This window comes from Rhodovastum atsumiense, from assembly GCF_937425535.1.
GTDB lineage: Bacteria > Pseudomonadota > Alphaproteobacteria > Acetobacterales > Acetobacteraceae > Rhodovastum > Rhodovastum atsumiense.
Genome location: NZ_OW485603.1, coordinates 158,972 through 183,440, shown reverse-complemented (window position 1 = coordinate 183,440; position 24,469 = coordinate 158,972). Strand labels below are relative to the sequence as shown.

The following is a 24,469-nucleotide window of genomic DNA, read 5'->3' as shown; positions in this document are numbered from 1 at the left end:
CTTTTAGGTTTGGAACTCCAAAGATGCCTGCCATATGTGGGAACTGCACCAGAAGCATCCAAGTCGGTTGCACCGAAAGCGCGGAAGAGCCCTTTTTCCACGCCGAACCACAGCAACGTCCCCACCTACTCGGCACAGGGCGTGCTGGCCGACGTTGAACTGGCCAGCGTCGTCACTGACGATCACCGCCTCATTGAGAAATCCATGCGCGGCGATGGCACCCCAGAGCGCCCCCTCGGTGGCCACACGCACCGGGTCGGGAGTCACCTGGAGGTCGGTGATGCCCAGTTGCTCCAGATGGTGCTGCCACGCAGCCTCATCGGCAAACTGCCGCTGCGGATGTCCGACCAGCTGCTGGATCGTCGGTCCGGCCAGGTTATGCTCGTGCATGTATTCCAGCGCCGCGTGGTTGATCACGTAATCCGTGTGGCCGGCGCACAGCAGCTCGAGGAAGTTCATCCGGCTCTTGCTGCCGGTGGTGCCGAACCAGGCAAAATCGTCGTTGCCGATCTGCGTGCACACCGCATTGGCGCCACGGTGGCGCGCTCCGGTGTCGTCCACCGTGATCCAGGACGCCGTCTCCAGTCCCGCCCGCAGCACCTCCCGGGTCTCGGTCAGAAACGCGTCCTGCCCCTCGATCAGCAGCCGCATGACCTGCCGCTTGGAGATGCTGACCCCGACCGCCTGCAGCTGAGCCACCAGCCGCTCCACGGTGACCTGGCCCTGGTGATACTGCATCAGCACATAGCGGCGCAGCTCCGGCCCGAAATGGCCGCGGATGCCCTCGGGCAGCGGCGCCACGATCGTCTCGCCCGCCGGGGTCACCCAGCGTTCGCGCCGATAGCGCACTACCCGCGCGGTGAGCACCAGATCCTGCATCTGGTAGGGTTCGTAGCCCTTGAACTGCGACCCCGCCGGCGCCGTCACCCGGATCACCTGGGTTTCAACTGTCACCCGTGGCGTCACCGGGCCGCGGCCACGGCGCTTGCTCCGCTTGCCAGCGCGCTTCGCCTCGGTCGCCTTCTCCATGCCGCTCGGCTTGATCACCGGCCGGCCCTTCAGCCCCTTCAGCCGGGCAATCTCGTCCCGGAGCGCCAGCACCAACTGCTTCAGTTCAGCCACCTCGCCTCGCAGGGCCGTCACTTCGGCTTCCAGCTCGGCGCGCGGCATCTCAGAGGGATTAGGAGGCGCTGACATCGCCCCAGCGAATCGTACTTGGCCGCTTCGGGGAAGGCCCAAAATCAGCCACCGCCCGGGGTTATGCCCCGGTTACGCGCGAACGAGCTGAAGCGCCACGTCAACCCGACCCGGGTGCCGATCGAGGCGAAGGAGAGCATCCGCTGGCTGTCGAGCCTGACGCAGTCCGGTGCACGGCTCGGCGATCCAGGGCGCTGCGTCTACGTCGGCGACCGGGAGAACGACATCTACGAGTTCTTCTGTGCCGCGCGGGAGGCTGGTGCGCATTTTCTCGTGCGGACCTGTGTTGACCGACTGGCGGGCGACGGACGCCGTACGGTCGCTCGCGTGATGGCCCGGGTTCCGGTCGCGGGACAGCACCGCATCGAGGTCACGGCGAAGGACGGCAGCGTCAGCGAGGCCGTGCTCAAGCTCCGTTACAAGCGGGTGCACATCCTGCCGCCGATTGGGAAGCAGAAGCGCTATCCTGCTCTCGACCTGGCGGTGATCCACGCGCGAGAGGCGCGGAAACCGCGTGGGCGCGACCGCATCGACTGGAAGCTGGTCACCGATCTCGCTGTCACCTCGCCCGAGCAGGCCATCGAGAAGCTGCAATGGTACGCTCAACGTTGGAAAATCGACATCTACCAGGCATGCTGCCTCTCAAGTGCATGTTTGGGTGGAGGGGGCCGAGGGGTCAGCGGCGATCGGCGGCGCGTCTGCGGTGACCGCCGCCGGTCGGCGGCGCCACGGGGCGGGCGTGGCGCGAACCGTTCGGATCTGCGAAATGGTTGCTGCATCGGCGTACACCAGGGTCAACTGCCGCTTCTTGCAGCAAACCGTGCGACTGCGTAGCCGACCCTCTTGTACCCAGTTGTAAAGAGTCGGCATTGGCATCGGAATTTGCCGGGCCAGTTCGGCGATCGTCCATTCATCGGACTGCCGTTCGACGATCACGATCTTCTTTCGATACTGCGACATCGTCACGCCGGCCCGGCGCAACAGGTGAGACACCATCGATGCGTTGAACGTTTCTCGTCGCTTGGGTGGCCGCCAGCCCTCGTCGTTGAGGCGTTCCGCGATCGCCCCGTAGCCATGACCGAGCTGGCGCAGTTCGGTGGCCCGACTGAGCAGTTGCGGATAGGTGCTAAGCCGGTCGAGACGGGCCACCGGTCGCACCATGCGATGCATGGTCTGATGGCCGCCATGCCAATGGCAGACGACCTCAACCTGCTCGCTGTCATCGATCACCTTGACCAGCACCCGTTCCAGCAGCAAACGCACCAGGGTCTGGCGCTCCTCCTGGGTGGCGTCGTGCCAGAGACCCGGCAGGTCGCCAGCCTGCGCGCGCAACATGGCGATTTCCGCTTCGCACAACGCGCGCGGCTGCTCGCGTTGGAAGCGTTCATACTCAGCCTGCACCTGTGCCTGCGCCGCCAGCGCCTGCTCCCATTCCCGCTCCAGCGTGCGCGCCACCAGCCGATTTTCCGGCTCGGTGGCGTGGTACTGGCGCCGTGCCCGCTCGGCCTGCCAGGCGGCGCGCTCCAGGCGATGGTGCCACTGCGCCTCCAGGGCGGCGCGTTCGCGCTGCAGCTCACCCGCCGCCAGGATGCTGGCATCCAGTGCCGCCGGCTCCAGCGCGGCAAGAACGAGTTGCTCCATCAGCGCATCCAAGGGCGCCGCCTTCAGTGTCTGGCAGAGTGGCTCGGCGTAATCGACGGTCATCCGGTTACAGGCATAACGGGGATTGCCGCCATTGTTGTTGTACTGCGAGACCATGCGCAGGCCACACTTGCCGCAGATAATCAGGCCAGAAAGTAACGACTCGCCGGCACGCGCAACGCCCCGCGCCGATGCCTGGTTCGACCGCAGCTGCGCCCGGTTACGCTGATAGTGCTCCCAGCTGATGTAGGCCGGCAGGTGGTCCGGCAGGAACACCTCGGCCTGTTCCGGCGCACAGCCACGCCGCCCGGTGCCCGGCCGCCCCGGCTTGCGCCGGCGCGGGTCAGTCGGGCGCAACCCATACACATACGCCCCCGCGTAGATCGGATTGGCGAACAGATTGTGCAGGTTGATCCGGTTGGCCCGATGCCATTCCAGCTCTCCCTTGCGCGCTCCACCTGGCACGCGCACCGGTAGGCGGATGTCGTGGTCGACCAAATAGCGCAGTACTTTGCCGATGGTGTGGAATCGGTCGAACAATTCGAAAAGCAATCGTATCGTTGCTTCCGCTTGCTCGTCCGGGTCAAACGCAATCTCCCCTGACGCACGCTGCACATATCCCATCGGCACCGGTCGGCCGAGCTCACCACGCCGTGCCTTCGCCCGCTTGCCCGCCAGCATGCGGGCTTTCAGGATATGAAGTTCCGCCTCTGACATGGTGCCCTTCAGCCCTAGCAGAAGCCGGTCATTGAAATTGGCGGCGTCGTACGATCGGTCATGTTGGTGCCCTCATTTGCTCGTGCTTGTTACGAAGTTGATGTGATCGATTTTGCCTAATCTCAGCTTCTTCAGGACGTCTATGGTCTTTTTGGTGTCAGGAAATAGGTAGCGCTTCGCTGCAACATCACGAACAATGACAATTGTTCCGTTGCGGACATGGTGCTCGATCCAACCGCGTGACACCTGCAGCCGCCTCGCCAGCTCAGACATGGTAAGCCATCCCGGAATGTGCCGGGGATGTGTCCGGCTGGCGCCGCGCAAAACCCGATGACGCTGTCGAAAGACCTGCACGGTACGTGCCAGGACATGATGGCAGCGAGGCGAGCGGTACCCTTCGCTGGTCAGGACGTTAGCCACTTCGGCATCAGTCAGGCCTTGGCGAGCCAGTTCAAGCATTCGGGCCTGCATGTCAGCGGCGCGAGAGAGAGCATGCAGAGCATACACCTTCGGCTCGACCTGTGCTTCGGAGACCTCACCACCACGCCAGACGATGCGGATGTCAATGCGTTCAGGGGACGTCCGATGCAGGATGACTTTCTCGATCAGGCAGCGTAGCAGTGCCTTCTTTTGCGATCGATCCATACCGGCTTGGTGCCATATAGCAGGCAGCTGCGAGCCGAGGGCAAGGAAGTTGTCACGCTCTTCGGAGGTCAGCGCGTCCGGCTGAGTGCGCGATGCACGGTGCAGCGTCAGTGCCTCCTCGGCTTCTCGCAGCTCGCGCAATGCGGCCTCCCAGCGGTGCTCCAGTTCCGATGCGACCAGGCGATTGTCAGGATCAACACGGTTGAACTGTCGCTCGGCGAGCAATGCTTGGTAGCGCAGGCGCTCCACTTGCTGTGCCTCAGCGCGATCCAGTGCGTCCTCCGTTTGCCGCCGGGTGTCCTGCGCCCGTTGCCAGGCCTCAAGTTCCTCCTGGCTGACCGTGGCGAAAAACGCAGCCACCACCTGCGCGTCGATCGGATCCGCAGGGAGGTGCTGGCACAACGGCCCACCCTGGCTCCGCTGGAGAAAGTTACAGACGTAGCGGTTGGCGTTCTTGTACTCCACGGCCATCTTGTGGCCGCAACGGCCGCACCAGACAATGCCCTGCAGCAGGGCCGCACCATCGCGCGGCACGCCACGGGTTCTGTTGCGGACGTACTCCGCGTGGTTGTCGCGCAGCATGGCCTGGATCCGTTCAAAGTCGGCCCACCCGATGTAGGCAGGATAACGGTCTTTCACGATGACTTTCCACTCCTCCATGGGACGGCGAGTGGTGATCGTCTTGCCGTTGGCGTAGGTGGCGCCGCAGGACCGGGTGCGGCCGTAGACAAATGCGCCTGCATAGGCAGGATTCTTCAGAATCCTGCTGATTATGCTATCTGTCGGTGTCCGCCAGACCACCTCACCGAATCGATCAAGCCGCGGCACGGCAAGCCCGCGATGCCGAAAGGAGCGGAGCAGCTTACCGACTGATACCAGCCCGCCTAAAGATTGACACACGCCCATTCGCGGGTGCCGATGGAGCGGATGCGTTCCGGATCGTTGACGAGGAAGTCCCAAGCCTGCTTGCACGCTTGAACGATCGCCTCGTAGCTGTTCCAGACCAGGCTGCATAGTTTGTTGCTGCGGAGGTAATCCCAGACGTTTTCCATCGGGTTCAATTCCGGCGCGTAGGCTGGCTGCGGAAGCAAGCTGATGTTGGCGGGTACCCGCAGGCCCTTGCTGGTGGCGTGCCACCCGGCACGATCGCAGACCAGGAGGGCGTGTGCGCCGGGAGCCACCTGCGTGCTGATTTCCTGCAAATGGGCGTTCATGGCTTCGGTATTGACCGCAGGCATGATGACGGCGGCGCCGACGGCTCGATCCGGGCAGATGGCGCCAAACAAGTAGACGGACTCACGGCGGCTGTCGCGCACCATCGGTGGCCGCGCCCCGACCGGCGCCCAAACATAGGTCAGCGTCCCCTTTTGGCCGACCCTGGCTTCGTCCTGAAACCAGATTTCTATCGGTGTACCAGAAGTGGTTCCGAGCAGAGCTTCTTTGGCTAAATCACTGAAGCTTTTTTAAAAACGTCCTGCGCCTCCGGGTCCCTCTTGGGATGGAACGGGCGCGGCTTCAGCGGCGTCAACTCAAGTTGGTGCAGCCATTTGCCCACCGTGCTCTCATGCACCTCCACCGAGAACCGCCGGGCCACTTCCGCTCGCAGGTCCTCGCAGCGCCAGCGCACGACCTGATGCACCTCGGGATCAGGTCCCTGGATGACCAGCTCTTTCAGCTCGGCCTTCTGCTCAACGGTCAGAAAGGGTGTGCGGCCGGGGCTGCTGCGCGACTTCAGGCCATCGACTCCCTCATCATTGTACCGCTGCACCCAGTCCCGCAGCGTCTGCCGCTCCATGCCGCTCTCTTCCGCTGCCTCAGTGCGCGAGCGGCCTTCCAGAACCAGCGCCAGCGCAAGCAGGCGGCGCACTTGCGGGCCATCATCACTCTTGGCAGCCAATGCCCGCAATTCAGCGGCTGTGTGGTCCGCCCGCGTAATCGCCAACGCCGCGCCCATGCACTGCCTCCTCCGCGTATCGCCTGCGAACCATCGAATCGAGATCGGCCGGGAGTGGCAATTCACAGAAGAGTCAACGTCAAAGCGGGCTGGTATGAGCCCAATTCCAGGAAAGTGGCGAAGACCAAGCTGATCCGTTCCTGGACTTCGCGGTCGGGGTGCTTCGTCACTACACCATGTGGGCCGCGCACCAGACCTACGGGCAGGATCAGAGCCAAGTCACCACGCTCGGCTTTGCTCAAAAGCCCAGCGGTCAGGCGGCCGCGTAGAGTGTGCAACTCAACTTCGGAGATCGTCCCTTTTAATCCCAAGAGAAGCCGGCCATTCGCCGAGCCCGGGTCGTACACACCATCGCGATCGCCGATCAAACATCGCCGGTAACCACACAAGTCCAGCAGCGGGTACCAATCTGAGCAGTTTCTTGCAAGCCTGGTGACCTCGTAGGAAAGGATAATGCCGACCTCACCGAGCGTCACACGTGCGATCAGATCTTTGAACCCCTCACGTTGCGTGGCGGTCGCTCCACTGCGGCCAAGATCGGTGTCAATCACCTCGATGTCGGCTTCGTGCCAGCCAAGATCCTGCGCACGCTGGCGCAATGCATACTGCAGCCGCAGGCTTTCTTGGTTGCTCAGCACCTGTTGGGGCGTTGACTGGCGAATGTAGATCACTGCCTTCCGACTCAGGTGCCCGACCGTTACAAGCTCTGACATCATGGCTTTTCTCCCGTCGCACGAAGCGAGGTTTCCGACGCCGGCTCGGCATCGTTCTCGACCTGCTTGGCAACGGGAGTTTCGATGATTGCAGGCGGACTCGTCTCTCTTTGTAATGCGAGACGAATCAAATCTCGAATGGCTTCCAATGACAGCCTGCTGGTTGGCAGGGATGGTGATGCCGGAGAGAGATTGGTTGCCCTGATCGGCAGTTTCAGCAGCACATCGCCGCGGTACACGACATGGGCGTGGCCGCTCACAGCCGAGCCCGTTGTGGTTGCCAAAACGAACTCTTGTCGAAACAACGGGTGAGTCGGATCTGTAACGGTTACTTTTTCCAGCTGATCACGCACCAGACAAATAGGGGTATCGGCCTGTGCGCTCTTACACACCGTCCACATCCGCAATGAGGGTGTCAAACAACGCGCAGATCTCCAGCAACTGATGCCAGTCCCGACACGAACGGGCCAGCCGTGACATCTCCACGCCCAACACCATGCCGACATGACCAAGACCCACCTCCGCCACCAGGCGCTGGAAACCGGGCCGGCCTTCCATCGAGGCGCCAGACCGACCCTGGTCGTCGTCGATCACGACAATCGCGCCAGCCTCCCAGCCAAACTGGCGTGCCCGCTCGACCAACGCGTATTGCAGGCGCGTCGACTCCTGATGCCGCTCAAGCTGCTGCGGCGTCGATTGTCGGATGTATACCATCGCCGTCCGCTCAAGGTGCTGCCGCCGGATCTTGTCCGAGGCAAACCCGTTCCTCGACACAGGACCGTCCTCGCGCATCATGGGGTTCCTCCATGACGGTCATCATCTGCCCGCGACGGAGCGTGATCTGGGCCAGCAGACGCAACACCGCGCGTCGCTGCGGCTCCGGCAGCATCGACCATATCGGCTGACCGGATTCGCTCATCGCGGGATCCCAGCCAACGAACCAGCGCCTGGAGCGCCTCGCGGCCGAGTTTCGGCGGTCCCGCCGAGTCGGTTAAACTATCAGCGGCTTCACGTATGGGATATCGAGCTCTTCCACAAGGTCTTGAAATCCGGCTGCCGCGTCGAGGCGGCACGACTGCGGACCGCTGAGCGCCTGGCCAAGCTGGTCGCGGTGTTCTGCATCCTTGGCTGGCGCATCTTCTGGGCAACAATGATCAACAGGACCGCGCCAGACGCCCCACCCCGGTCGGTGCTGACCGAGGCGGAGATCATCGTCATTGACCGAGTCGTGCGTGACCGACCCACCATCCCCACCGAGAAGACCCTGGCACATTACCTCATGAAGGTCGCCTGCCTCGGCGGCTACCTCGCCCGCGCGCGTGACCCGCCGCCCGGCAACGTCGTGATGTGGCGCGGCTGGTCCCGCCTCATGGACATGGTGCTCGGAGCAAACCTGATGCAGCCAAATTGTGGGTAATTGGAAGCATCGGCTGACGCTTACGTGCGGACGATGATTGTGCTGCCGGGGGCGTGGGCGAGGAAGCTGCCCGCCCAATCCGCCGGGTCGGAATCTCCGGCTTCGCGGCTCCCCCGGTCCCGCCTTTTCCTTGGTCCCGGCGAACAGCCTTCAAATCCCGCGCGAGTGGGCGCCTTCAGGCCGCCCGCACCTCGGAAAGGAACCGCAGCGTCTGCGCTCGCAGCGTCTCGGCTTGGCGGGAAAGGTCGGTCGCGCTGGCCAGGACCTGCTCGGCGGCGGATCCGACCTCTGTCGCCCCCTGGGTCACGCCCACGATGGTGCGCGACACGTCGCCCGTGCCCTGCGCCGCCTGCGCCACGTTGCCCGCGATCTCGCGCGTCGCTGCCCCCTGCTGCTCCACCGCCGCGGCGATGCCGGTGGCGATGTCGCTGATGCGGGAAATGGTCCGCCCGATGCCCGCGATCGCCTCCACGGCCTGGCCGGTGGCTTTCTGCACGCCCTCTATCTGGGTGCGGATCTGCTCGGTGGCGCGCGTGGTCTGGGCGGCCAAGCTCTTCACCTCGCCGGCCACGACCGCGAAGCCCTTGCCAGCGTCGCCTGCGCGCGCCGCCTCGATGGTGGCGTTCAGCGCCAGCAGGTTGGTCTGCCCGGCGATGCTCTGGATCAGCCCGACCACCTCGCCGATGCTCTGCGCCGCGTCGGCGAGCCCATGCACGATGCCGTTGGTGCGCGCCGCCTCGTCCACGGCACCCTGCGCGATCTGCGAGGACTCCGCGACCCGCCGCGCGATTTCCTGCACCGAGGCGGACAACTGCTCCGCCGCCGAGGCGACGGTCTGCACGTTGCCGGTGGCCTGTTCGGCCCCCGCGGCGACCATGGTCGCCTCGTGGCTGGTGTGTTCGGCCGAGCCGGTCATCGCCTTGGCCGTGCTCTGCATCTCGGTCGCCGCCGCAGCCACCGCGTCGACGATTCCGCCGACGCTCGCCTGGAACCCGTCGGCGAGGCGGTGGCGCTCGGCCAAGCGCTCGGCTTCCGCCCGCGCCTTCGCCGTCTTCCCCGCCTCCTCCATGCGCTTCATCTCCAGCGCGTTGTCCTTGAACACCTGGAGCGCGCGGGCGAGCTGGCCCACCTCATCGCGCCGGTCCGCCCCGTCCACCGCTACTTCGAGCTCGCCCGCGGCCAGCCGCTGCAGCGCCCCGGTCACCCGCGCGAGCGGGCGCGACACCAGGAACACCACCACTCCTGCGAGGATGCCGATCACCGCCGCCAGCCCGATCGCCGCGAATATGACCAAGTTGCGCACCGTGGCCGCGCCCTCGGCGGCAGCGGCCTCCTTTGCCTGGGTCATGTTCGCCTGGCTGACCTCGACGCGCGCGCGCACTAGGCTCATCAGCTCCTGCCGCGCGGCGCGCCCTTCGTTGGCGGAGATCTGGAATGCGGCGTCGTTCTCGTCCTTCAGCCCGAGCTCGACCACCTTGCGCGACAGCTCGCTGAACCGGGCCAGCTTGTCGCGGATCGCGGCGTTGGCCTGGCGGCGCACCTCGGTGTCGGACATGGCCATCATGGCGTCCATCAGCGCGGACGCCTCGTCAAGTGCCTTCCGGTGGGAGTCGGCGTAGACGCGCATCTGCTCCGGGCGCTTCTCGATGATGACGTTCTTCTCCTGCACCGCGGCATCGTTCAGCATTTCGGCAAGCGAGAGCGCCCTGACGACGCGCACGGCCGAGACGTCGACGACCCGGGCCGTGGTGGCGGCAATCGTGTTCATGCCGTCGCGGGCCAGCAGGACGACAGCGGCGCTGGTGACGACCAGCAGCGCGACCGGGATCACCAGCTTCGTGAGCAGTCTCAGGTTCGCGTAGAGGCGAAGCATGGCTTTCGTGTCCTTTCGGCGTCGACGCCTGCCGGAGAATCCGGAGCGGGACGGGGGCGCTCCGTTTCCGTGCCCATCGGAGGATGGTCATCTCTTGCGGGCTCGGCGCGGCGCGACTTGCGGAGGCGACTTTGAAGCGGCATCGATCCGGGTCTCCCTCGCAGGGCACCTGCGCCAAACGGCCGCCCGACAGGGGCATGGTCCCCGGTGGCGGACCGTCACGAACCGTACTACCGGGGTGGCTGCGGTAAGGGAATCAGCAACTTTAAGTTGAGTTACTTTGTAATTGTGCCGTTTGCCGTGAAGCAAGAGAAATCGGACTTCTGCATGCCGGTTTTTAATGCATGCATGGACCACAGATGAAAACTGTCAGCCATTTCGGCTTTTTACATGTCGCCAGGCACTTTAACTATTCAGGTATTTTTTCGGCCTTCATTCACGCTCGCATGGCAAGGGTGGCTCGGCCAGTTCGCTGCCGGGTGGAGAGCGGGCACTTTGCGTTACCGTGAACGCGAAGAATCCGCGGAATGTCATTCGGGCGCGGCCAAGTCCCGCGCCGATCTCCCTCACGACCGTTCCCGTTCTCCTGGCGACCTTTGTCGTTCCCGCTGGGCGCTGAGCCGGTCATCCCCCGATGACCTCGAGGCTCGCTTCGATGCGGGTGGCCAGAGCGCGGCCGGCGACGGGCTTGCGGACAAGGGTAAAGGCGTCCTCCGCCGCCAGCGCCGCGCGTTCGCCGACGTAGCCGGTCAGCAGGAAGCAGGGCAGGCCAGGCCGGAGGCGGCGCGCCTTCTGGATGGTCTCGACGCCGCTCATGCCAGGCATGGACAGGTCGCTGACCAGTGCGCTCACCGCCTCCCCCGCCTGGAGCAGCGCCAACGCCTCGGCCCCGCTTGCCGCCGCGAGGACGGCGAAGCCTGTGTCCTCGAGCTGCGCGGCCAGGGTCTCGCGCACGAGGTCGTCGTCATCCACCAAAAGGATTCGGGCCGGGGGCACGCCCGCCCGCGCGTCCCCGTTCTCGTCGTCCCGGCCGGGCACGGCCTCCGCCCCGGCCTGACGCAGCCACAGGCTGACCGTGGTGCCCGCACCGGGGGCGCTGGCGATCGCCAGCTTCCCGCCGCACCGGTCGGCGAATTCCTTGACCATCGGCAGCCCCAGGCCGGTGCCCTGCCCCGGCGGCTTGGTGGTGAAGAACGGTTCGGTCACCTTCGCAAGCGTGGCGGCATCCATGCCGGAGCCGGTGTCGCTGACGTCGATCCGCACGTAGTCGCTCGGCGCAAGGTCGGCAGAAGACGCCTCGCCCGCCGCGATGCGCACCGCTTCCGCCCGGAAGGTCAAGGTGCCGCCGTTGGGCATGGCATCGCGGGCGTTGGTGCCGAGGTTCACCAGCGCCGTCTCCAGTTGCCCGCGGTCGGCCAGCACCGGTGGCACGCCGTCGGCCGCCTCGGTGCGCACGGTGATCAACGTACCCAGGGTGTGGGCCAGCACCTCGCGCACGCCGTCCAGCAGTTCGGCGGTGGCAATGGCCTCGGTGCGCAGCTCGCCGCGGCGGGCGAAGGAAAGCAGGCGCTGGGTGATCGAGGCGCCTCGGGTGGCGGCGTTGATCGCCGTGCGGGCGAGCCGCCTTGTCTTCTCCTCATCGCCAGGGCGCCGTTCGATCAGCAGCGCTGCGCCGGAGACGGCCTGCAGGACGTTGTTGAAGTCGTGGGCGATGCCGCTGGCGAGCTGACCGAGCGCCTGGACCTTCTGCGCCTGCGCGAGCTGGCCCGACAGGGTGCGCTGCTCGGTGATGTCGCGCCCCTCGGGGATGACCCAGACGACCTCGCCGGTGGCCGGGTCGCGCACCGGCTTGAGCGAGAAGTCGATCCAGATGCCGCGCCCGCCCGCGCCGGTGATCTCGACCTCGCGGCGGATCACCGCGCCTCCGGCGGCCTCGGCGACCTCCCGGCGCAGCTGGTCGCGCTCGGCCGCGGGCCACCAGCCGGTCTCCCAGAACGGCTTGCCGACGGTGTCCTCCCGCTGCAGCCCGGCCGCCTCCAGCGCGGTGCGGTTCGCTTCCAACAGGATGCCGTCCGGCGAGAGCAGGCCGATGAATGTAAACTGAGAGTCGAAAATCGCCCTGAACCGTGTCTCCGCCTCGGCCAAGGCAGCCGTACGCTCGGCGACGCGCCGCTCCAGCTCCTCCTTGCGCGCGGCCAAGCCCTCGCGGGCGGCGACGATCTCGGTGATGTCCTGCTGCGCGCTGATGGCGCGCTCCGGCCTTCCGTCCGGCCCGGGGAAGACCTCGGCGCGCATGGCCACCCAGCGCACCGTCCCGTCGGGACGGCGGATGCGGAACTCCGACGCGAAGCCGCCGCCCTTTTCGTAGACGTCGCCCGCCTCGGTGATCATCCGGTCGCGGTCCTCCGGATGGACCAGGGCGGAGTACGCGGCCGCCGAGATGTGGGTCTGGCCTGGCGGCAGGCCGTAGAGGCGGACAAACTCCGGGGAGACGAGCGCCGTGTTCTCTGCGAGCCTGCGGTCGGTGAAGGCGACCCCGCCGACCTGCTGCACCAGCCGCAACCGGGCCTCGCTGTCGCGCAGCGCCGCCTCGGCCTGCTTGCGGGCGGTGGCGTCGCGGATGATGCCGGTCAGGCAACGCCGACCGTCGCCGCCGAAGGAGCTGACCGAGAGGTCGATCGGGAATTCCGAGCCGTCGCGACGGACGGCCATAAGCTCCCGCCCGGGCACGCCGATGACGCGCGGCGGGGCGCCGGCCCGGTGGGCGGCGATAGAGGCGCCGTGCCGCGCCGCCTCGGCCGCGGGCATCAGCACGCCGAGGGCGCGGCCGACCAGCTCCTCGGCCCGGTCGTAACCGAACATGCGCAGCGCGGCCCGGTTCGCCGACACGATCCGGCCGTCGGCGCGGGCGACGACGATGCCTTCCGCGGCGGTGCCCAGGATCGAACTGAGTTCCGCCTGGCTCCCGCGCAGCGCAGCCTGCGTCTCGAGCACCGCGCGCTCCCGTTCCTGCGTCGCCTCGGCCATGGCGTCGAAGGCGGCGCCCAGGCGCCCGAACTCCGACCTGTCGTTCCCAAGGCCAATGCGCGCCGAGAAATCGCCCTCGCGCCAGCGTGCGGCTGCGGAGAGCAACCGCGCCATCGGGCGGCGCACGATCGGCCCCGCGGCCGCGACGGTCACGGCCAGGGCGAGGACGGCGCTAAGCGCGAGCAACGCCAGGGCCCGGCGGCTCTCCGCGGCAATGGCGGAGAAGGTCGCCGCGCTGTCCAGCCCGACGGCGATGCCGAAGCCCTTCGGCTCGACGTCGAAGGGACCGAAGCCGTAGACCCGCTTGACGCCGTCGAGACCGGTCGCTTCCCGGACCTTGAGTTCGCTGCCCTCCAGGATCTCGCGCATTCCCGCCGCCACGCGCTGTCCGATGTGGCGGCCGGGGTCGGGGCGCCGGGCAAGGGCGGTGCCGCTGGTGTCGGTGATGAAGGCCGCGGCGCCTTGCGGCAGCGGCAGGGCGTCCAGGCGCTTCTGCAGCCATCCGAGGTCCAGGGCGATGCTGATGACGCCCTCGACCTGTCCGTCCGGATTGCGATAGCGCTGCGCGAAGTGGACGCTCGGCCGCCCGGAGTCGCGGCCGACCACGTAGTCGCCCGCCACCATGTCGTCCTGGGCCATGGCACGGCGGAAGTAGGCCCGGTCCCCGGTTTCGTTGCCGATGTCCGCCAGTCGGGACGAGCAGACGACGCGGCCGTCGAGGTCGGTCGCGGCCACGGCGGCATAGCGCGGGAACTGATGCAGCAGGTTCGGGAAGAAGGGAGCGCAGTCGTTCTTCCAGTTCGCGCGGAGAGCGCTCAGGTTGACCAGCGCGGTCATGAGCTGCCGCGCCCCCTCCGCCACCTGTTGCTGCTCGGAGGAGACGAGGTGCACGAGGCGAAGCGCCTCGTCCTGCACCGCCTGCTGCCGTGCCTGGTGCTCGCTCAACCCGGTCCATGTCTGAAGGGCGAGCGCCGGGAGGAGGGCCAGGCAGGTGATGAGCAGCCAGCGGCCGACGAGGCTTCTCAAGGCTGGTGTTCCCCCACTCGGCGGACATCATGCGCGCCGGTCAATGAATTCACAATTTTGTGATTTATAGCCCGACATCAAGCAGTATCATACAATCCAATTACGAGAATTGGGTTGAAACCAATATTCATAAAGCAGTGACCCTTCGCAAGGCGCCGCCATGCAAGCAGCAAGAAGTCAAAAATGTAAGCAACCAAGAGTGATATCTGCGGATTCTGCCTTTTACGAAAGTGATATCGAGATTGCGGCAATGCGCCCATAGCTCTTACAAGTTGGCCATGCCGAAGGCCGTCCCAACCATAAGGATCCGACTTGTCGCCCTCGTGCTGGCCTTGGTGGTGCCCCTCGCGGCCGTCGCGGCCGGGGGCGCTGTCCTCCTGTGGCGGTCCGGCGAGGCTGCCCTGGAGCAGGACCTTCAGTATCGCGCCAAGGCGTTGGCAGCCGTCGTGGCGCGGGAACTGGACACGGTCCAGGCGACGCTGCGGACGCTGGCGACCTCCCCGTATCTGACCACGGGGGACTTGGCGGCGTTCCACGCCCAACTGGCCCAGGTCCCCCGGCCCGAAGGCACCCGCCTCGTGCTTTCCGACCGATCCGGCCGGATGCTGGTGAATTCCCACGTGCCGTTCGGCACCCAGCTTCCGCTGCGAGGCGACGCCGACATCAGCCGCCGTGTCTTCGAGAGCGGGCAGCCGCATGTCTCGAACCTGTACACGAGCGGCATCGCCTCCGAGCCGATCATCGCAGTGGACGTCCCCGTCATGCGGGACGGCCGCGTGGTCTACGACCTCGAGATGGTCTTCCGCACCGCCGCTCTCGGTCGCGTGCTGGAACAGCAGAAGCCCCCGGGGAACGGCTGGGTGGCGACGCTTTTCGACGGCGAGTTGTCGGTCGTGGCCCGCGCGCCCGAGATGGATGCGTTCGTCGGAAGAAAGGCACGAGAGGAAGGCAAGCACGCCTTCGCGATGGCGGAGAGCGGCGTGTTCCGGTCTCCCGCCCTGGATGGCCATCCGGTCATCGCCGCGTTCAGCCACTTGCCAGGGTCACGCTGGGTGGTGGCCATGGGCACCCGGGAAGCCGCCTTCAAGGCGGGACTGTGGCGATCGCTGGCCGCCGTCGCCGCGGCCGGTGGCGCCCTGCTGCTTCTCGGACTACTTGCCGCCTGGCACCAGTCCCACCGGATCACCGCCGCCATCGGTGCCTTGGCCCTGGCGCCGGACGCGGCCACCGCAAGCGGCGTGCGGGAAGTGGACGCGGCGGCGCGCGCCCTCGCCGCGGCCGAGGCTGAGCGCCGCCGGGCGGAGACGGCGCTGCGGGAAAGCGAGGAACGGCTGCGCGCCGCGACGGACTGCGCCCATGTCGGCCTGGTGGTGGTTAGCGAGGAACACCGATACCGCTTCGCGAACCGGGCCTATGCCGACATCCTCGGCCTTCCCACGGCGGACATCGTCGGGCAGCGGGTCGCCGATGTGCTGGCGCCCATGTACGAGACGCAGATCCGGCCGCGCCTTGTGCGGGCGTTCCGGGGCGAGCGCGTCGAGTACGAACTGACGAAGCCCGCGCCGCCGGGCGAGACCGAGGCTTACTACGCCGTCACATACGAACCCGGACGGACCGCGTCCGGCGAACCGGTCGTCCTCGTGGTGATTACCGACATCACCGAGCGCGTCCTGGCCGCCCGGGTCCTCACCGAGCGGGAGAGCCTCCTGCGGCTGGCGCTTGACGCGTCCAGCCTCGGCACATGGCGCTGGGACCTGGCGCGGGGGGATGCTGTCCTGGAGTGGGATGCGCGCTGCAAGGCGTTGTCGGGACTCTCTCCCGAGGCAACGGTCGATCACGGGACCTGGACCCGCACCGTGCTGCCCGAGGACTGGGCCGAAGCTGAGGCGAGGTTGGCCCGCGCCCTCGACCCTGCCGACCCGGATGACACGTATGTCTCCGACTACCGCACCCTGCATCCGGACGGGACCGTGCTCTGGCTGGAGGCGACCGGCCGGGCGTTCTTCGCACCCGACCCTGCGGCTCCGGGGGGACGACGCGCGGTGCGCCTCATCGGCACGATCCGCGACATCACCGAAGCGCGCCGGGCGGCGCAGGCACTGCGGGACAACGAAGCGCGCCTGCGCAGCCTGGCGGAGACGCTGGAGGCCCGGGTGCACGAGGAGGTGGCGGCGCGGGAAGCGGCGCAGGTCCGGCTCGCCCACGCCCAGCACATGGAGGCGCTCGGCACGCTTGCGGGCGGCATTGCGCACGACTTCAACAATGTGCTGCAGACCGTCCAGGGCGGCACGTCCCTCATCGCCACCAGGCCCGAGGACACGGAGAGGGTGCGCCATTTCGCCCGCATGGTCCTCGGCGCGGCCGCGCGCGGCGCCGCCGTGACCCGGCGGATGCTGGCCTTCTCCCGCCGCAGCGACCTGCAGGCCGAGCCCCTGGAATCCGCCGCCCTGCTCGCCGACATGCGGGAAATCCTGGCGCATACGCTGGGCACCGGCATCAAGGTCCGGGTGGAGGCGGATGCCGGGCTGCCGCCTTTGCTGGCCGACCGAAGCCAGCTGGAGACCGCGCTGGTCAATCTCGCCACCAATGCGCGCGACGCCATGTCGGGAATAGGAACGATCACCCTGGCGGCGGCGGCCGAGACGCTGGCGCGCGACCATGGTCCCGCCGATCCCGTCATGCTGAGGGCGGGCACCTACGTGCGGCTGTCGGTTGCCGATACCGGCGCCGGGATGGAGCCCGCGACGCTGGCGCGGGCCTCGGAGCCGTTCTTCACGACCAAGCCCGTGGGCAAGGGAACCGGCCTGGGCCTGGCCATGGCGCGTGGCTTCGCAGAGCAAAGCGGCGGCGGCCTCCGCATCGAGAGCGCGCCCGGGCTGGGGACAGTGGTCACGCTCTGGTTCCCGGCCGCACCGGAGCTGCCGACGGACGTCTCCCCTCCCGCCGGCCTTTCCGCATCGGGCAAGGACGCGAAGCGGGCGCGGCTTCTCCTGGTGGATGACGAAAGCCTTGTCCGCGAAGTGCTCGCCGCGGAGATGGAGGCGGTGGGCCACAGCGTTGTGCCCGTCGCGGACGGGCCTGCCGCGCTTGCCTTGCTGGATGCCGATGAGCCCGTCGACCTCGTGATCTCCGACCTTTCGATGCCCGGCATGGACGGCATCGAGGTGATCCGGGAGGCGCAACGGCGCAGGCCGGGCGTGCCCGCGATCCTGCTCACCGGCTTCGCCACGGATGCTGCCGAAATCGCTGTCGCTGGAGCCGTCAGCGAAACCTTCTTTCTCCTGCGCAAGCCCGTCCAGGGCGAAGCGCTCGCCGAGCGCGTTGCCGTTCTCCTGGGGGAAGCGGCGTCCACGGGGTAAGGTCATCGCTCAAGTGAACCGCGCCGGGGTATTTCGGCGCCTTCAACTTTTGGGATGATCTGCATCGAGCGCTCTCCGCCGTATAACCAGATCGCCGTCGGGACCGCCGTGGTGCGTGAGCTTGACTTCGACCATCTGCTGTCGAGCCGACTGAAGCGGCTGGCCCGCCTCGCATTCGCCGTAATCGCCACCTTGATGCTGGAGTCCGTTGCCAAGCTGGCTATCACTCGTCAACTCAGCACCATCATCGCAATCCGCTTGTTCATTGGCGGGTCTTCCGCAAGCCCCAGATGGAACTGGGGAGGTTGAGTTTTCCTGCCTTTGCCTTGGCGACCATCCCGAAGAAGTATCCCGCGGCGGAAGAGCGGAAGTAGCCACGCGGCTTGGTGGAGACGATGGCCAGTGCAACTGCGGCTCCGTGACGTCCCATGGTAAGGCAGGCCTTGCCCCAAAGGTGGTGATCGATGCCGAGATCACGCCGCATGTGGCCGGCAGCGTCGACAATCTCCGGCCAACCCGGATCATTGGAAAGAACATAGGTCCGCAGGCGAGGGGCGAGGCTGAGCAACTCGTCCGGGTGGATCCGCAATGTCGGCTCTGGTTGATCCATCGCGGTCGGTCCTGAGCCTGCGCCGTCGTGAACGGCGGTTTTGTCCCTGGCGCCCATCATGAGCGCCGTCGGCACTCGAGGCGTTGTCATCGGCGCTGGTGTCGCCGTCGGCAACGCCAGCGCCGATGATGCCGAGTCCTCGCGCCCCGCAGCTGCTACTGTATCGTTTTCACGATCAAGATCTGATTTGTAGGTATATTGGTGGGGCCGGTATTCTGGCCCCTCGGGGCCTGTTTCCATGGGATTCACAGGGTGAGCCGCACGGGCCAAAGCCGCCCGGCCTGCCTGGAGACGATCGCGGGCACATTGCAGATTTTCCTCCAGCTTGAGGACGCGTGGAAGCAGCGACTCTGGGATCTCGATTCCAGCGCATGCCGTCAGACACGCCCTATGCGTCTCTTCAAAGTGCTGCCATTCATCTGAGTGAAGCTTCATCTCTCCGCAGGCACCAAGAACTTGCCGGAAATCTCGACGAGCGATGCTGACGCGGCGCCGCAAGGCCTTCAGTTGGGCTCTGGCGGCCTTGCCGGCTGCAGCAACTTCGAGGAACTCCGCGTATCTACGGCGGAGGGGAGCGAGGCAGAATCCATAGGCTTCGACAATTGCCCCGGTCTCTTTGTCCCGATGGCCATACCGGCGGCCATTCGGGGAGTCCCGCATTTCAATCAGGCCAAGCTCCGCCATCCGGCGATTGAGTGTCTTGACCTGGGTCCGCCCCAAATCCAGATCGTGCTGCTGCAATGCGGCGGATGGCCAGACGATTGGGTCGTAATCCCCGGTCCAGTCCTGCGACTGCGTGAATCGGAACAGCCAGTCGATGCCATGGACAATGCGCGAAGGAAAACCGAGGAACGGTGCTGCCGCCTTGAAGGCTGCCAGCGCCTTGCCGGGCGTGATCGTCTGCGGCGATGTCTCTGGTGAAAGACGTTGCTTCTGGCCGGCAGGGGACATAGCCGCCAGCATTGGCACGGTGATACCAGCCGCCCAAAGTGTTGACTCTTATGTGAGTTTCGGACTGGCGCTGGTTCGGTTCACTCTGGTTGTCGGGTCAAATGACGGGAGGGGACATGGGCCGGGCGGTGACGATCACGCGGCGGGAGTTTGATGCGGCTGACCTGCGGCGCGAGGCATCGCGCACGCGGGATGGGCGTGTGTCGTGTCGCTTGCTGGCCCTTGCGATGGTTCTGGAAGGCGCTTCGCGGGCCGAGGCGGCGGCGGCCGGCGGGATGGACCGGCAGACGCTGCGGGATTGGGTACACCGCTATAATGCGGAGGGGATTGCCGGACTGGCAGACCAACCGCGCGAAGGCCGGCCACCTGTGCTGACGGCCGAACAGATGCAGGAGCTGAAAGCGTTGGTGGTGGCGGGTCCAGACCCGGAGCGCGACGGCGTAGTTCGTTGGCGCTGCGTTGACCTCCGCCAGCAGATCGCCACGCGCTACGACGTGGACATCCATGAGCGTACGGTCAGCAAGTTGTTGCATCGGCTGGATCTGGTGCCCCTGAAGCCACGGCCTTGCCATCCCAAGAAGGATGCTGATGCCCAGGAGGCTTTCAAAAAAACTTTGCCGACCTGGTAACCGCGGCGCTGCCACCGGGTGCTACCGACAAGCCGATCGAGATCTGGTTTCAGGATGAAGCCAGGGTCGGACAGCAAGGTACGCTGACCTACGTTTGGGCGCCGCGTGGTTCGCGTCCGGGGGCGGTACGCGATAATCGTCATGATTCTGCCTACCTGTTCGGTGCCATCTGCCCCGAACGGGCTGTTGGTGCCGCGATCATCATGCCGGCGGTCAACAGCGAAGCCATGGCCGAGCATCTGATCGAGATCAGCCGGCAGGTGGCACCCGGCGCGCACGCTGTGTTGGTCTGTGACGGGGCCGGATGGCACCAGCCCAGCCAACGCCTGCCTGTGCCCGACAACATCAGCCTGCTGCGCCTGCCAGCCTACGCGCCGGAATTGAACCCGATGGAGAACGTCTGGGAATATCTGCGGGCCAACAAGCTCAGTCTGCGCGTATGGAACAGCTACAACGCCATCCTGGTCGCTTGCCTGGATGCCTGGAACTTTCTGATGGCTACCCCAGACACCATCAAGTCCATCACTCAGCGTGCCTGGGCATCGGTCAAAATTTAGGGCGGTTGGTATGAGACGGCGAAGTCCCGTTTGTCGCGAAGTCGATACGGTATGTGCCATAAGTGATCTCCGTGAAGGGGGACCACCGCTGAGGAATGGGCGAGCGAGGGCATCTGCAACTTTAACGTTGCAATCCCGCACAAAACATGCGACCCGAATCTCGGAAAGATTTCGTATCTACTGGTGCTCTTTGTGTGCGCGCCCGCCGCTTCCTCAGCGGCGGGTTCTTTCTTTACGAATTAGCTACATTAAGCTCACGTTTTCGTGTGATGCTGGTTGCCGCCTCTAGTCGAAGGATTTGCAAAGGGCGCTGGTCACATCATTCGGTGCAATGATGCGACGGGAAACCAGCAAGGTCAGGTCATCGGCCAACGGCCAGTGATGGCAAAAGCGGCGCAGCGCACTGGCGATTTCGTCGACCTCGTCCGATAAAGGACTCACAGCCAATAACAATCCGTTATGGTCAGACGCGCCGTTTGCCGACGCGTCGGGAAAATCGCGCACCGGCGCGTGCCTGGTCGCTGGCGCCGGATGCAGACGCAAAACCGGCTCGACATGGGCCACGAGAAGCGCCGCTCCGGCCCGGGTGACAGGCACCTTGGCGGTCGTCGGACCAAGTAATGTTTTGGGACCTTCAGTTACAATGGCCAACGCCGATGCCGGCGTGGGAGGCGGCGCTGCGCACGCAGCAGCCATCAGACAGAGCCAAATCGACTTGGCGGCGGGGGTCATCTTGCTTGCGCTCCTTACGTCGTCACTGCCACCGATGCGGCGCCGCACGTCGGTGGCGCGCAGCCCGAATGATCAATCTACGATTGCAGGCAGAACTGTGGCCGCGTCTCTCATTCCGAGGAGAGATCGACCCTATAGCCGTACCCTAAGGAATTTCCAGGACAAATTTGCTGTGGCAGCCGATTCAGGGCGATAGCAAATTTGTGATGATCTACTCCCGGTTGTTTTCGGCAGCGGCAGCTTTGAGACGAGCCACCGCCTGGGTTGAGAAATTGAGACGCTTGACACGGTGTTTCCCGAAGTTTGGGTCGGATCAGACTCGAATTAAAAAGGGCTCCGCCCGCATTTTGTTATCGTTTGTTAATAGCGGTGACTCTTGGCCGCGCGGATCCGATCGTTGGTCATCACCTGCCGGTGCAGCATCATTTTGATGAGTATTGTTTGATTCAGGTGCCAGGAATTAGCTGGCCGTGTGCATTTTTTACCCCGTGGCCGACAAGATGCTCAGTCGCTTTCAACGGCACACGAAAAAAGTACTGGCCTGCGCGCACGCTTTGTCACAGTAGCGTTGCAAAACCACAACGGGCGACCGGATGCATGAAACGTCGATCGCTTCTGCTGCTGCTCCCCGCGTGCCTGACGCCCCGTGGTGGCGCCTATGCCGCGGATGAGCACAGCCAGCTCGATTTCCGAGATACGGTCTGGGCAGAGGCCGCCAGGCGGGCAGGTGTCGAGGATCCGCTGCTGGTCTACGCCATTGCCCTGTTTGAATCCGGGCTCAGCGACGGCCGCGGGCGGATGGCGCCGTATCCCTGGACGCTTGGGTATGCTGGCCGTGATGTGCGGGCGCGCAGCCGCGACGAGGCGGAGCGCCAGCTGGCTGGCATTGCCACGAGCATGAACGTCGATATCGGCCTGATGCAGGTCAATTGGGCGGCGCATCATCACCGGGTCACCCGGGCGGCCGACCTCCTTGATCCGACGACGAACGTTCTGGTGGGCGGGCAGATCCTTGGTCACGCACTCCGCTCCGCACCACAGGATTTCCTGATGGGGCTCGGCCGCTACCATTCCTGGACGCCGTGGCGGGCACGCTGGTACGGCACGGCGGTCTGGCAACTGTACTTGCGTTTGGTCGGCGTGGCCTCGCTGCGTCGCCGGGAGCGCCTGACATGAGAAACCGCCCAGTCCCCAAGCGCCAGATTGAGACACAAGAGGAGCTGAATTATCCACGGACTCTCCTGAGTCGGACCAGGTCGCTTGGTTGCCGTATCCAGGATGATGACGCCACGGAGCCCGATGCCGACACCTTCGACCTCGTGGCCGATCTGAACGAGATCTTCCTCCGCTTGCTCCAGGCTTCAACACGCGCGATCGGGGTGGAGCGGTCGGCAAAAGCGCACGGTCTGTCGCCGGAAGCCGTCGTTCGGGCCTGCGAGATTGCGCAGCAGCCGGATACGTGCGCCCAAGTCGCCGGTGAACCATTCGCCTTCGCCAGTTTCCGGCCGGGCGCACCTCCAATCATCGCCAGCCCACTGCCGCCGGCAGAAGACGCCCCGGCACGTGAGGCTCGCAACCTGCAGCTCCAGCTGCAAGCCGTGCTGGTAATGTTGATCCGGACCGCCTCCGATCCTCTCCTGGTCGAGGTGATATTGGGCCTGACGCCTTTGCAGGTTCAACAGCGTGATGACCTGCTGCTGCGCTGGCCGCTTTGGCTGGTGTCAACACGCCCCTGGACGACGACCACGCCGCTCTGCGAGCGCCGACTGCTGGCGCCGCGATGGAGCCCACTGGACCGTTTCGAGGCGATCGCTGACCTGCTGAAAATGAGAAGCGGCGCATGAAGCTGGAGGCGCTCGAGGAGATCAGGCTCAAGGCGGCGACCGCCTACCTCATTCGGCAGGGAGCATCGCCCGGTACCGTGGCGGACCTGACGGGGATCGCGGAGAACTTCGCCCGGCGGGTGGCGCGTGAACTGGACAAGCAGGTGCGTGTGCGGGCACCCGAGCGGCTGTGGACCAGTCGGAGCATGGTCCTGCAAGGCAGCCTGTATGGGGCCTGTCTTTGGCGGGTCCTGCGCTCGCGCAGGGAGCATGATGCTGTCGCGCGCATGTTGGCGGCCTACCGACTATTCCGCGCGTTCCAGGACGTGATTGCCCCCGGACGCCGGGACCGGCTCTCCGCGCAGCATGCCCTGAGCCTCTATATGGCGTGGCAACGGGGTGAGATCAGCCTGAGACCGTGCGAGCGCTGCGGATTACCGAACTGGCACAGCCAAAGGGTACCGCGGCCCGCCTGCCCGGTGTGCCAGCATGTTTCGATCAGGGAGGCTGCCTGATGGAGCGCGTGCTGTTTCCCGAGACCGCGGATGAGCCACCCCGCTTCCTGTTATGGCGGATTGATGACGTGGCGGTCCCGCTGTTGTTCCTGTGCTTCGGGATGTTGCTCGGCAACGTGGTGATCTTTGTGATTGCCGGCCTGGCGATGATGGCAGGCTACCAGAAGTACCGCGACGGGCGCCCGGAATTCTACGTCCTGCATGCCATGTACTGGTTTGGCATCTATCCGGCACGCGGGCCAGGCTTCATCAATCCGTACATCCGGACCTTGCTGCCATGAGATTCACCAGCGCCATGGCCAACTGGGCGGCAGCCCAGACCGCGGCGAAGATCCTGATGGCGGCGCTGATCGGGGAAAGCGTCGCCGTGGTGGCCTTGAGCTATGCCCTGATTCGCGTGGATCGGACGGTGGTCATGATGTCGCCGGACGGAGGGCGCGAGGACACCGTCAGCCAAAGCGCCGCCAACCGACCCTATCTCGAGGCCTGGGCCTTTCACCTTTCCACCACGTTCGGCAACGTCACCCCGGATACGGTGACCTTCATCAAGGACCGGATCGGACCGATCCTCTGTCCGGCCATCTATACCGACGCGATGCTGGCCCTGTCGGAGCAGGCCGCGACGATCACCCGGGAGCGGGTGGCGATCAGCTTTGAGCCCCGCTCGGTGCTGTTCGAAGACGCGACTGGCAAGGTCTTCGTGAACGGCCAGGCGGTCAACCGGGCGGTGATGGGGACCGAGAATCGCTACCAGAGGACCTTCGAGTTCGTCATCCGGGTGAGCAACTACCGGGTCGAGGTCTGTGGCCTGCGCTCGTACGAGGGCGGGCCGCGCACCGAGCAGGTACTCGAGCAGATGAAGCAACGCGAGAAAAGCGCCTCGCCGGTGAAGGGCTGACGCAATGATCATGGGATCGCGGCCAAGCCGGCTGATGTTCCTGGTGGCGGCAACCGTGATGGTGACCGGAGGAGCGCAGGCCGACGACGCGCCACCCCCGGATGCCGTTCCCTCCGCGGCGCGCGCTGCACCACCACCGGTTTCACGGCCGGCAGCATCCGAAGCGACCTCAGCGACGCCCAGAG

General features: G+C 65.7%; 18 protein-coding genes and 2 pseudogenes. 9 read left to right on the top strand and 11 right to left on the bottom strand.

What is annotated here, in order from left to right; all coding sequences use genetic code 11:
* Window positions 1-3: 3 nt before the first annotated feature.
* The 7 genes and pseudogenes from NBY65_RS30820 to NBY65_RS30790 form a co-directional block, all read right to left on the bottom strand.
* A complete protein-coding gene (locus NBY65_RS30820; RefSeq protein ID WP_250265997.1) occupies window positions 4-1,170 on the bottom strand; it encodes an IS66 family transposase in 1,167 nt (388 codons plus the stop codon).
* Between the two features lie 669 nt (window positions 1,171-1,839).
* Window positions 1,840-3,555, bottom strand: coding sequence for a recombinase family protein (locus NBY65_RS30815; RefSeq protein ID WP_150045827.1), 1,716 nt, complete (start codon window positions 3,553-3,555; stop codon window positions 1,840-1,842).
* 72 nt (window positions 3,556-3,627) lie between these two features.
* Complete coding sequence (locus tag NBY65_RS30810; protein WP_284347530.1) at window positions 3,628-5,106, bottom strand: recombinase family protein; 1,479 nt, start codon at window positions 5,104-5,106, stop codon at window positions 3,628-3,630.
* A protein-coding gene (locus tag NBY65_RS30805; protein ID WP_284347529.1) for an IS630 family transposase occupies window positions 5,085-6,154 on the bottom strand; the annotation gives its coding sequence in 2 pieces (ribosomal slippage) (window positions 5,085-5,659 and window positions 5,659-6,154; 1,071 coding nt in all). Before NBY65_RS30805 ends, NBY65_RS30810 begins: the two co-directional genes overlap by 22 nt.
* Window positions 6,155-6,249: 95 nt before the next feature.
* Window positions 6,250-6,870, bottom strand: a pseudogene (locus NBY65_RS30800) (recombinase family protein); the annotation flags it as partial.
* Window positions 6,867-7,259: a hypothetical protein gene (locus NBY65_RS30795; protein WP_250265995.1), complete on the bottom strand. Its 393-nt coding sequence runs from the start codon at window positions 7,257-7,259 to the stop codon at window positions 6,867-6,869. The pseudogene NBY65_RS30800 and the gene NBY65_RS30795, both read right to left, overlap by 4 nt.
* Window positions 7,255-7,581: pseudogene (locus NBY65_RS30790) on the bottom strand (recombinase family protein); the annotation flags it as partial. The gene NBY65_RS30795 and the pseudogene NBY65_RS30790, both read right to left, overlap by 5 nt.
* 328 nt (window positions 7,582-7,909) lie before the next feature.
* Between NBY65_RS30790 and NBY65_RS30785 the strand changes: the two are divergent.
* Window positions 7,910-8,284, top strand: coding sequence for a hypothetical protein (locus NBY65_RS30785; protein WP_150045647.1), 375 nt, complete (start codon window positions 7,910-7,912; stop codon window positions 8,282-8,284).
* Between the two features lie 175 nt (window positions 8,285-8,459).
* On the opposite strand, the gene NBY65_RS30780 is transcribed toward NBY65_RS30785, so the two are convergent.
* Complete coding sequence (locus NBY65_RS30780) at window positions 8,460-10,157, bottom strand: methyl-accepting chemotaxis protein (RefSeq protein ID WP_150045648.1); 1,698 nt, start codon at window positions 10,155-10,157, stop codon at window positions 8,460-8,462.
* A 624-nt stretch (window positions 10,158-10,781) separates the two neighbouring features.
* Window positions 10,782-14,210: a PAS domain S-box protein gene (locus NBY65_RS30775; RefSeq protein ID WP_150045649.1), complete on the bottom strand. Its 3,429-nt coding sequence runs from the start codon at window positions 14,208-14,210 to the stop codon at window positions 10,782-10,784.
* Window positions 14,211-14,488: 278 nt separating this feature from the next.
* On the opposite strand from NBY65_RS30775, the gene NBY65_RS30770 reads away from it, so the two are divergent.
* Together NBY65_RS30770 and NBY65_RS30765 are read left to right on the top strand one after the other, a co-directional pair.
* A complete protein-coding gene (locus NBY65_RS30770) occupies window positions 14,489-17,569 on the top strand; it encodes a PAS domain S-box protein (RefSeq protein WP_150045650.1) in 3,081 nt (1,026 codons plus the stop codon).
* Window positions 17,570-17,623: 54 nt separating this feature from the next.
* Window positions 17,624-17,878, top strand: coding sequence for a hypothetical protein (locus tag NBY65_RS30765; RefSeq protein ID WP_150045651.1), 255 nt, complete (start codon window positions 17,624-17,626; stop codon window positions 17,876-17,878).
* Here NBY65_RS30765 and repC read toward each other — a convergent pair.
* Window positions 17,832-19,130: a plasmid replication protein RepC gene (repC, locus tag NBY65_RS30760; protein ID WP_162530912.1), complete on the bottom strand. Its 1,299-nt coding sequence runs from the start codon at window positions 19,128-19,130 to the stop codon at window positions 17,832-17,834. The genes NBY65_RS30765 and repC overlap by 47 nt on opposite strands.
* A 116-nt stretch (window positions 19,131-19,246) precedes the next feature.
* Here repC and NBY65_RS30755 point away from each other — a divergent pair.
* Window positions 19,247-20,316 (top strand): IS630 family transposase gene (locus NBY65_RS30755; protein WP_150045318.1). Its coding sequence is split into 2 segments (ribosomal slippage): window positions 19,247-19,733 and window positions 19,733-20,316, totalling 1,071 coding nucleotides; the frame shifts between segments, so codons are not numbered across the junction.
* A gap of 285 nt (window positions 20,317-20,601) precedes the next feature.
* Here the strand turns inward: NBY65_RS30755 and NBY65_RS30750 are convergent.
* The gene (locus NBY65_RS30750; RefSeq protein ID WP_150045317.1) at window positions 20,602-21,048 is read right to left on the bottom strand and encodes a hypothetical protein; all 447 of its coding nucleotides are present in this window, start codon (window positions 21,046-21,048) and stop codon (window positions 20,602-20,604) included.
* Window positions 21,049-21,645: 597 nt separating this feature from the next.
* Between NBY65_RS30750 and NBY65_RS30745 the strand changes: the two genes are divergently transcribed.
* From NBY65_RS30745 to NBY65_RS30725, 5 genes are read left to right on the top strand one after another with little or no spacing between them, the layout of a single operon-like run.
* On the top strand, window positions 21,646-22,224 hold the full coding sequence (locus NBY65_RS30745; RefSeq protein ID WP_150045316.1) for a transglycosylase SLT domain-containing protein: 579 nt from the start codon (window positions 21,646-21,648) through the stop codon (window positions 22,222-22,224).
* Window positions 22,221-22,892: a hypothetical protein gene (locus tag NBY65_RS30740; RefSeq protein ID WP_150045315.1), complete on the top strand. Its 672-nt coding sequence runs from the start codon at window positions 22,221-22,223 to the stop codon at window positions 22,890-22,892. Before NBY65_RS30745 ends, NBY65_RS30740 begins: the two co-directional genes overlap by 4 nt.
* Window positions 22,889-23,386, top strand: a complete 498-nt coding sequence (locus tag NBY65_RS30735) for a hypothetical protein (protein WP_150045314.1) — start codon at window positions 22,889-22,891, stop codon at window positions 23,384-23,386. Before NBY65_RS30740 ends, NBY65_RS30735 begins: the two co-directional genes overlap by 4 nt.
* A complete protein-coding gene (traL, locus tag NBY65_RS30730) occupies window positions 23,386-23,667 on the top strand; it encodes a type IV conjugative transfer system protein TraL (RefSeq protein WP_150045313.1) in 282 nt (93 codons plus the stop codon). Before NBY65_RS30735 ends, traL begins: the two co-directional genes overlap by 1 nt.
* Window positions 23,664-24,284: a TraE/TraK family type IV conjugative transfer system protein gene (locus NBY65_RS30725; RefSeq protein ID WP_150045312.1), complete on the top strand. Its 621-nt coding sequence runs from the start codon at window positions 23,664-23,666 to the stop codon at window positions 24,282-24,284. Before traL ends, NBY65_RS30725 begins: the two co-directional genes overlap by 4 nt.
* Window positions 24,285-24,469: the final 185 nt, after the last annotated feature.

Bases quoted from the DNA above. Each gene is read 5' to 3' on its own strand.
- NBY65_RS30770 (WP_150045650.1), top strand. From the start codon at position 14,489: ATGCCGAAGGCCGTCCCAACCATAAGGATCCGACTTGTCGCCCTCGTG.
- repC (WP_162530912.1), bottom strand. From the start codon at position 19,130: ATGTCCCCTGCCGGCCAGAAGCAACGTCTTTCACCAGAGACATCGCCG.
- NBY65_RS30820 (WP_250265997.1), bottom strand. From the start codon at position 1,170: ATGCCGCGCGCCGAGCTGGAAGCCGAAGTGACGGCCCTGCGAGGCGAG.
- NBY65_RS30815 (WP_150045827.1), bottom strand. From the start codon at position 3,555: ATGTCAGAGGCGGAACTTCATATCCTGAAAGCCCGCATGCTGGCGGGC.
- NBY65_RS30780 (WP_150045648.1), bottom strand. From the start codon at position 10,157: ATGCTTCGCCTCTACGCGAACCTGAGACTGCTCACGAAGCTGGTGATC.
- NBY65_RS30740 (WP_150045315.1), top strand. From the start codon at position 22,221: ATGAGAAACCGCCCAGTCCCCAAGCGCCAGATTGAGACACAAGAGGAG.
- NBY65_RS30745 (WP_150045316.1), top strand. From the start codon at position 21,646: ATGAAACGTCGATCGCTTCTGCTGCTGCTCCCCGCGTGCCTGACGCCC.
- NBY65_RS30725 (WP_150045312.1), top strand. From the start codon at position 23,664: ATGAGATTCACCAGCGCCATGGCCAACTGGGCGGCAGCCCAGACCGCG.
- NBY65_RS30765 (WP_150045651.1), top strand. From the start codon at position 17,624: ATGATCTGCATCGAGCGCTCTCCGCCGTATAACCAGATCGCCGTCGGG.
- NBY65_RS30735 (WP_150045314.1), top strand. From the start codon at position 22,889: ATGAAGCTGGAGGCGCTCGAGGAGATCAGGCTCAAGGCGGCGACCGCC.
- traL (WP_150045313.1), top strand. From the start codon at position 23,386: ATGGAGCGCGTGCTGTTTCCCGAGACCGCGGATGAGCCACCCCGCTTC.
- NBY65_RS30750 (WP_150045317.1), bottom strand. From the start codon at position 21,048: ATGACCCCCGCCGCCAAGTCGATTTGGCTCTGTCTGATGGCTGCTGCG.
- NBY65_RS30810 (WP_284347530.1), bottom strand. From the start codon at position 5,106: ATGGGCGTGTGTCAATCTTTAGGCGGGCTGGTATCAGTCGGTAAGCTG.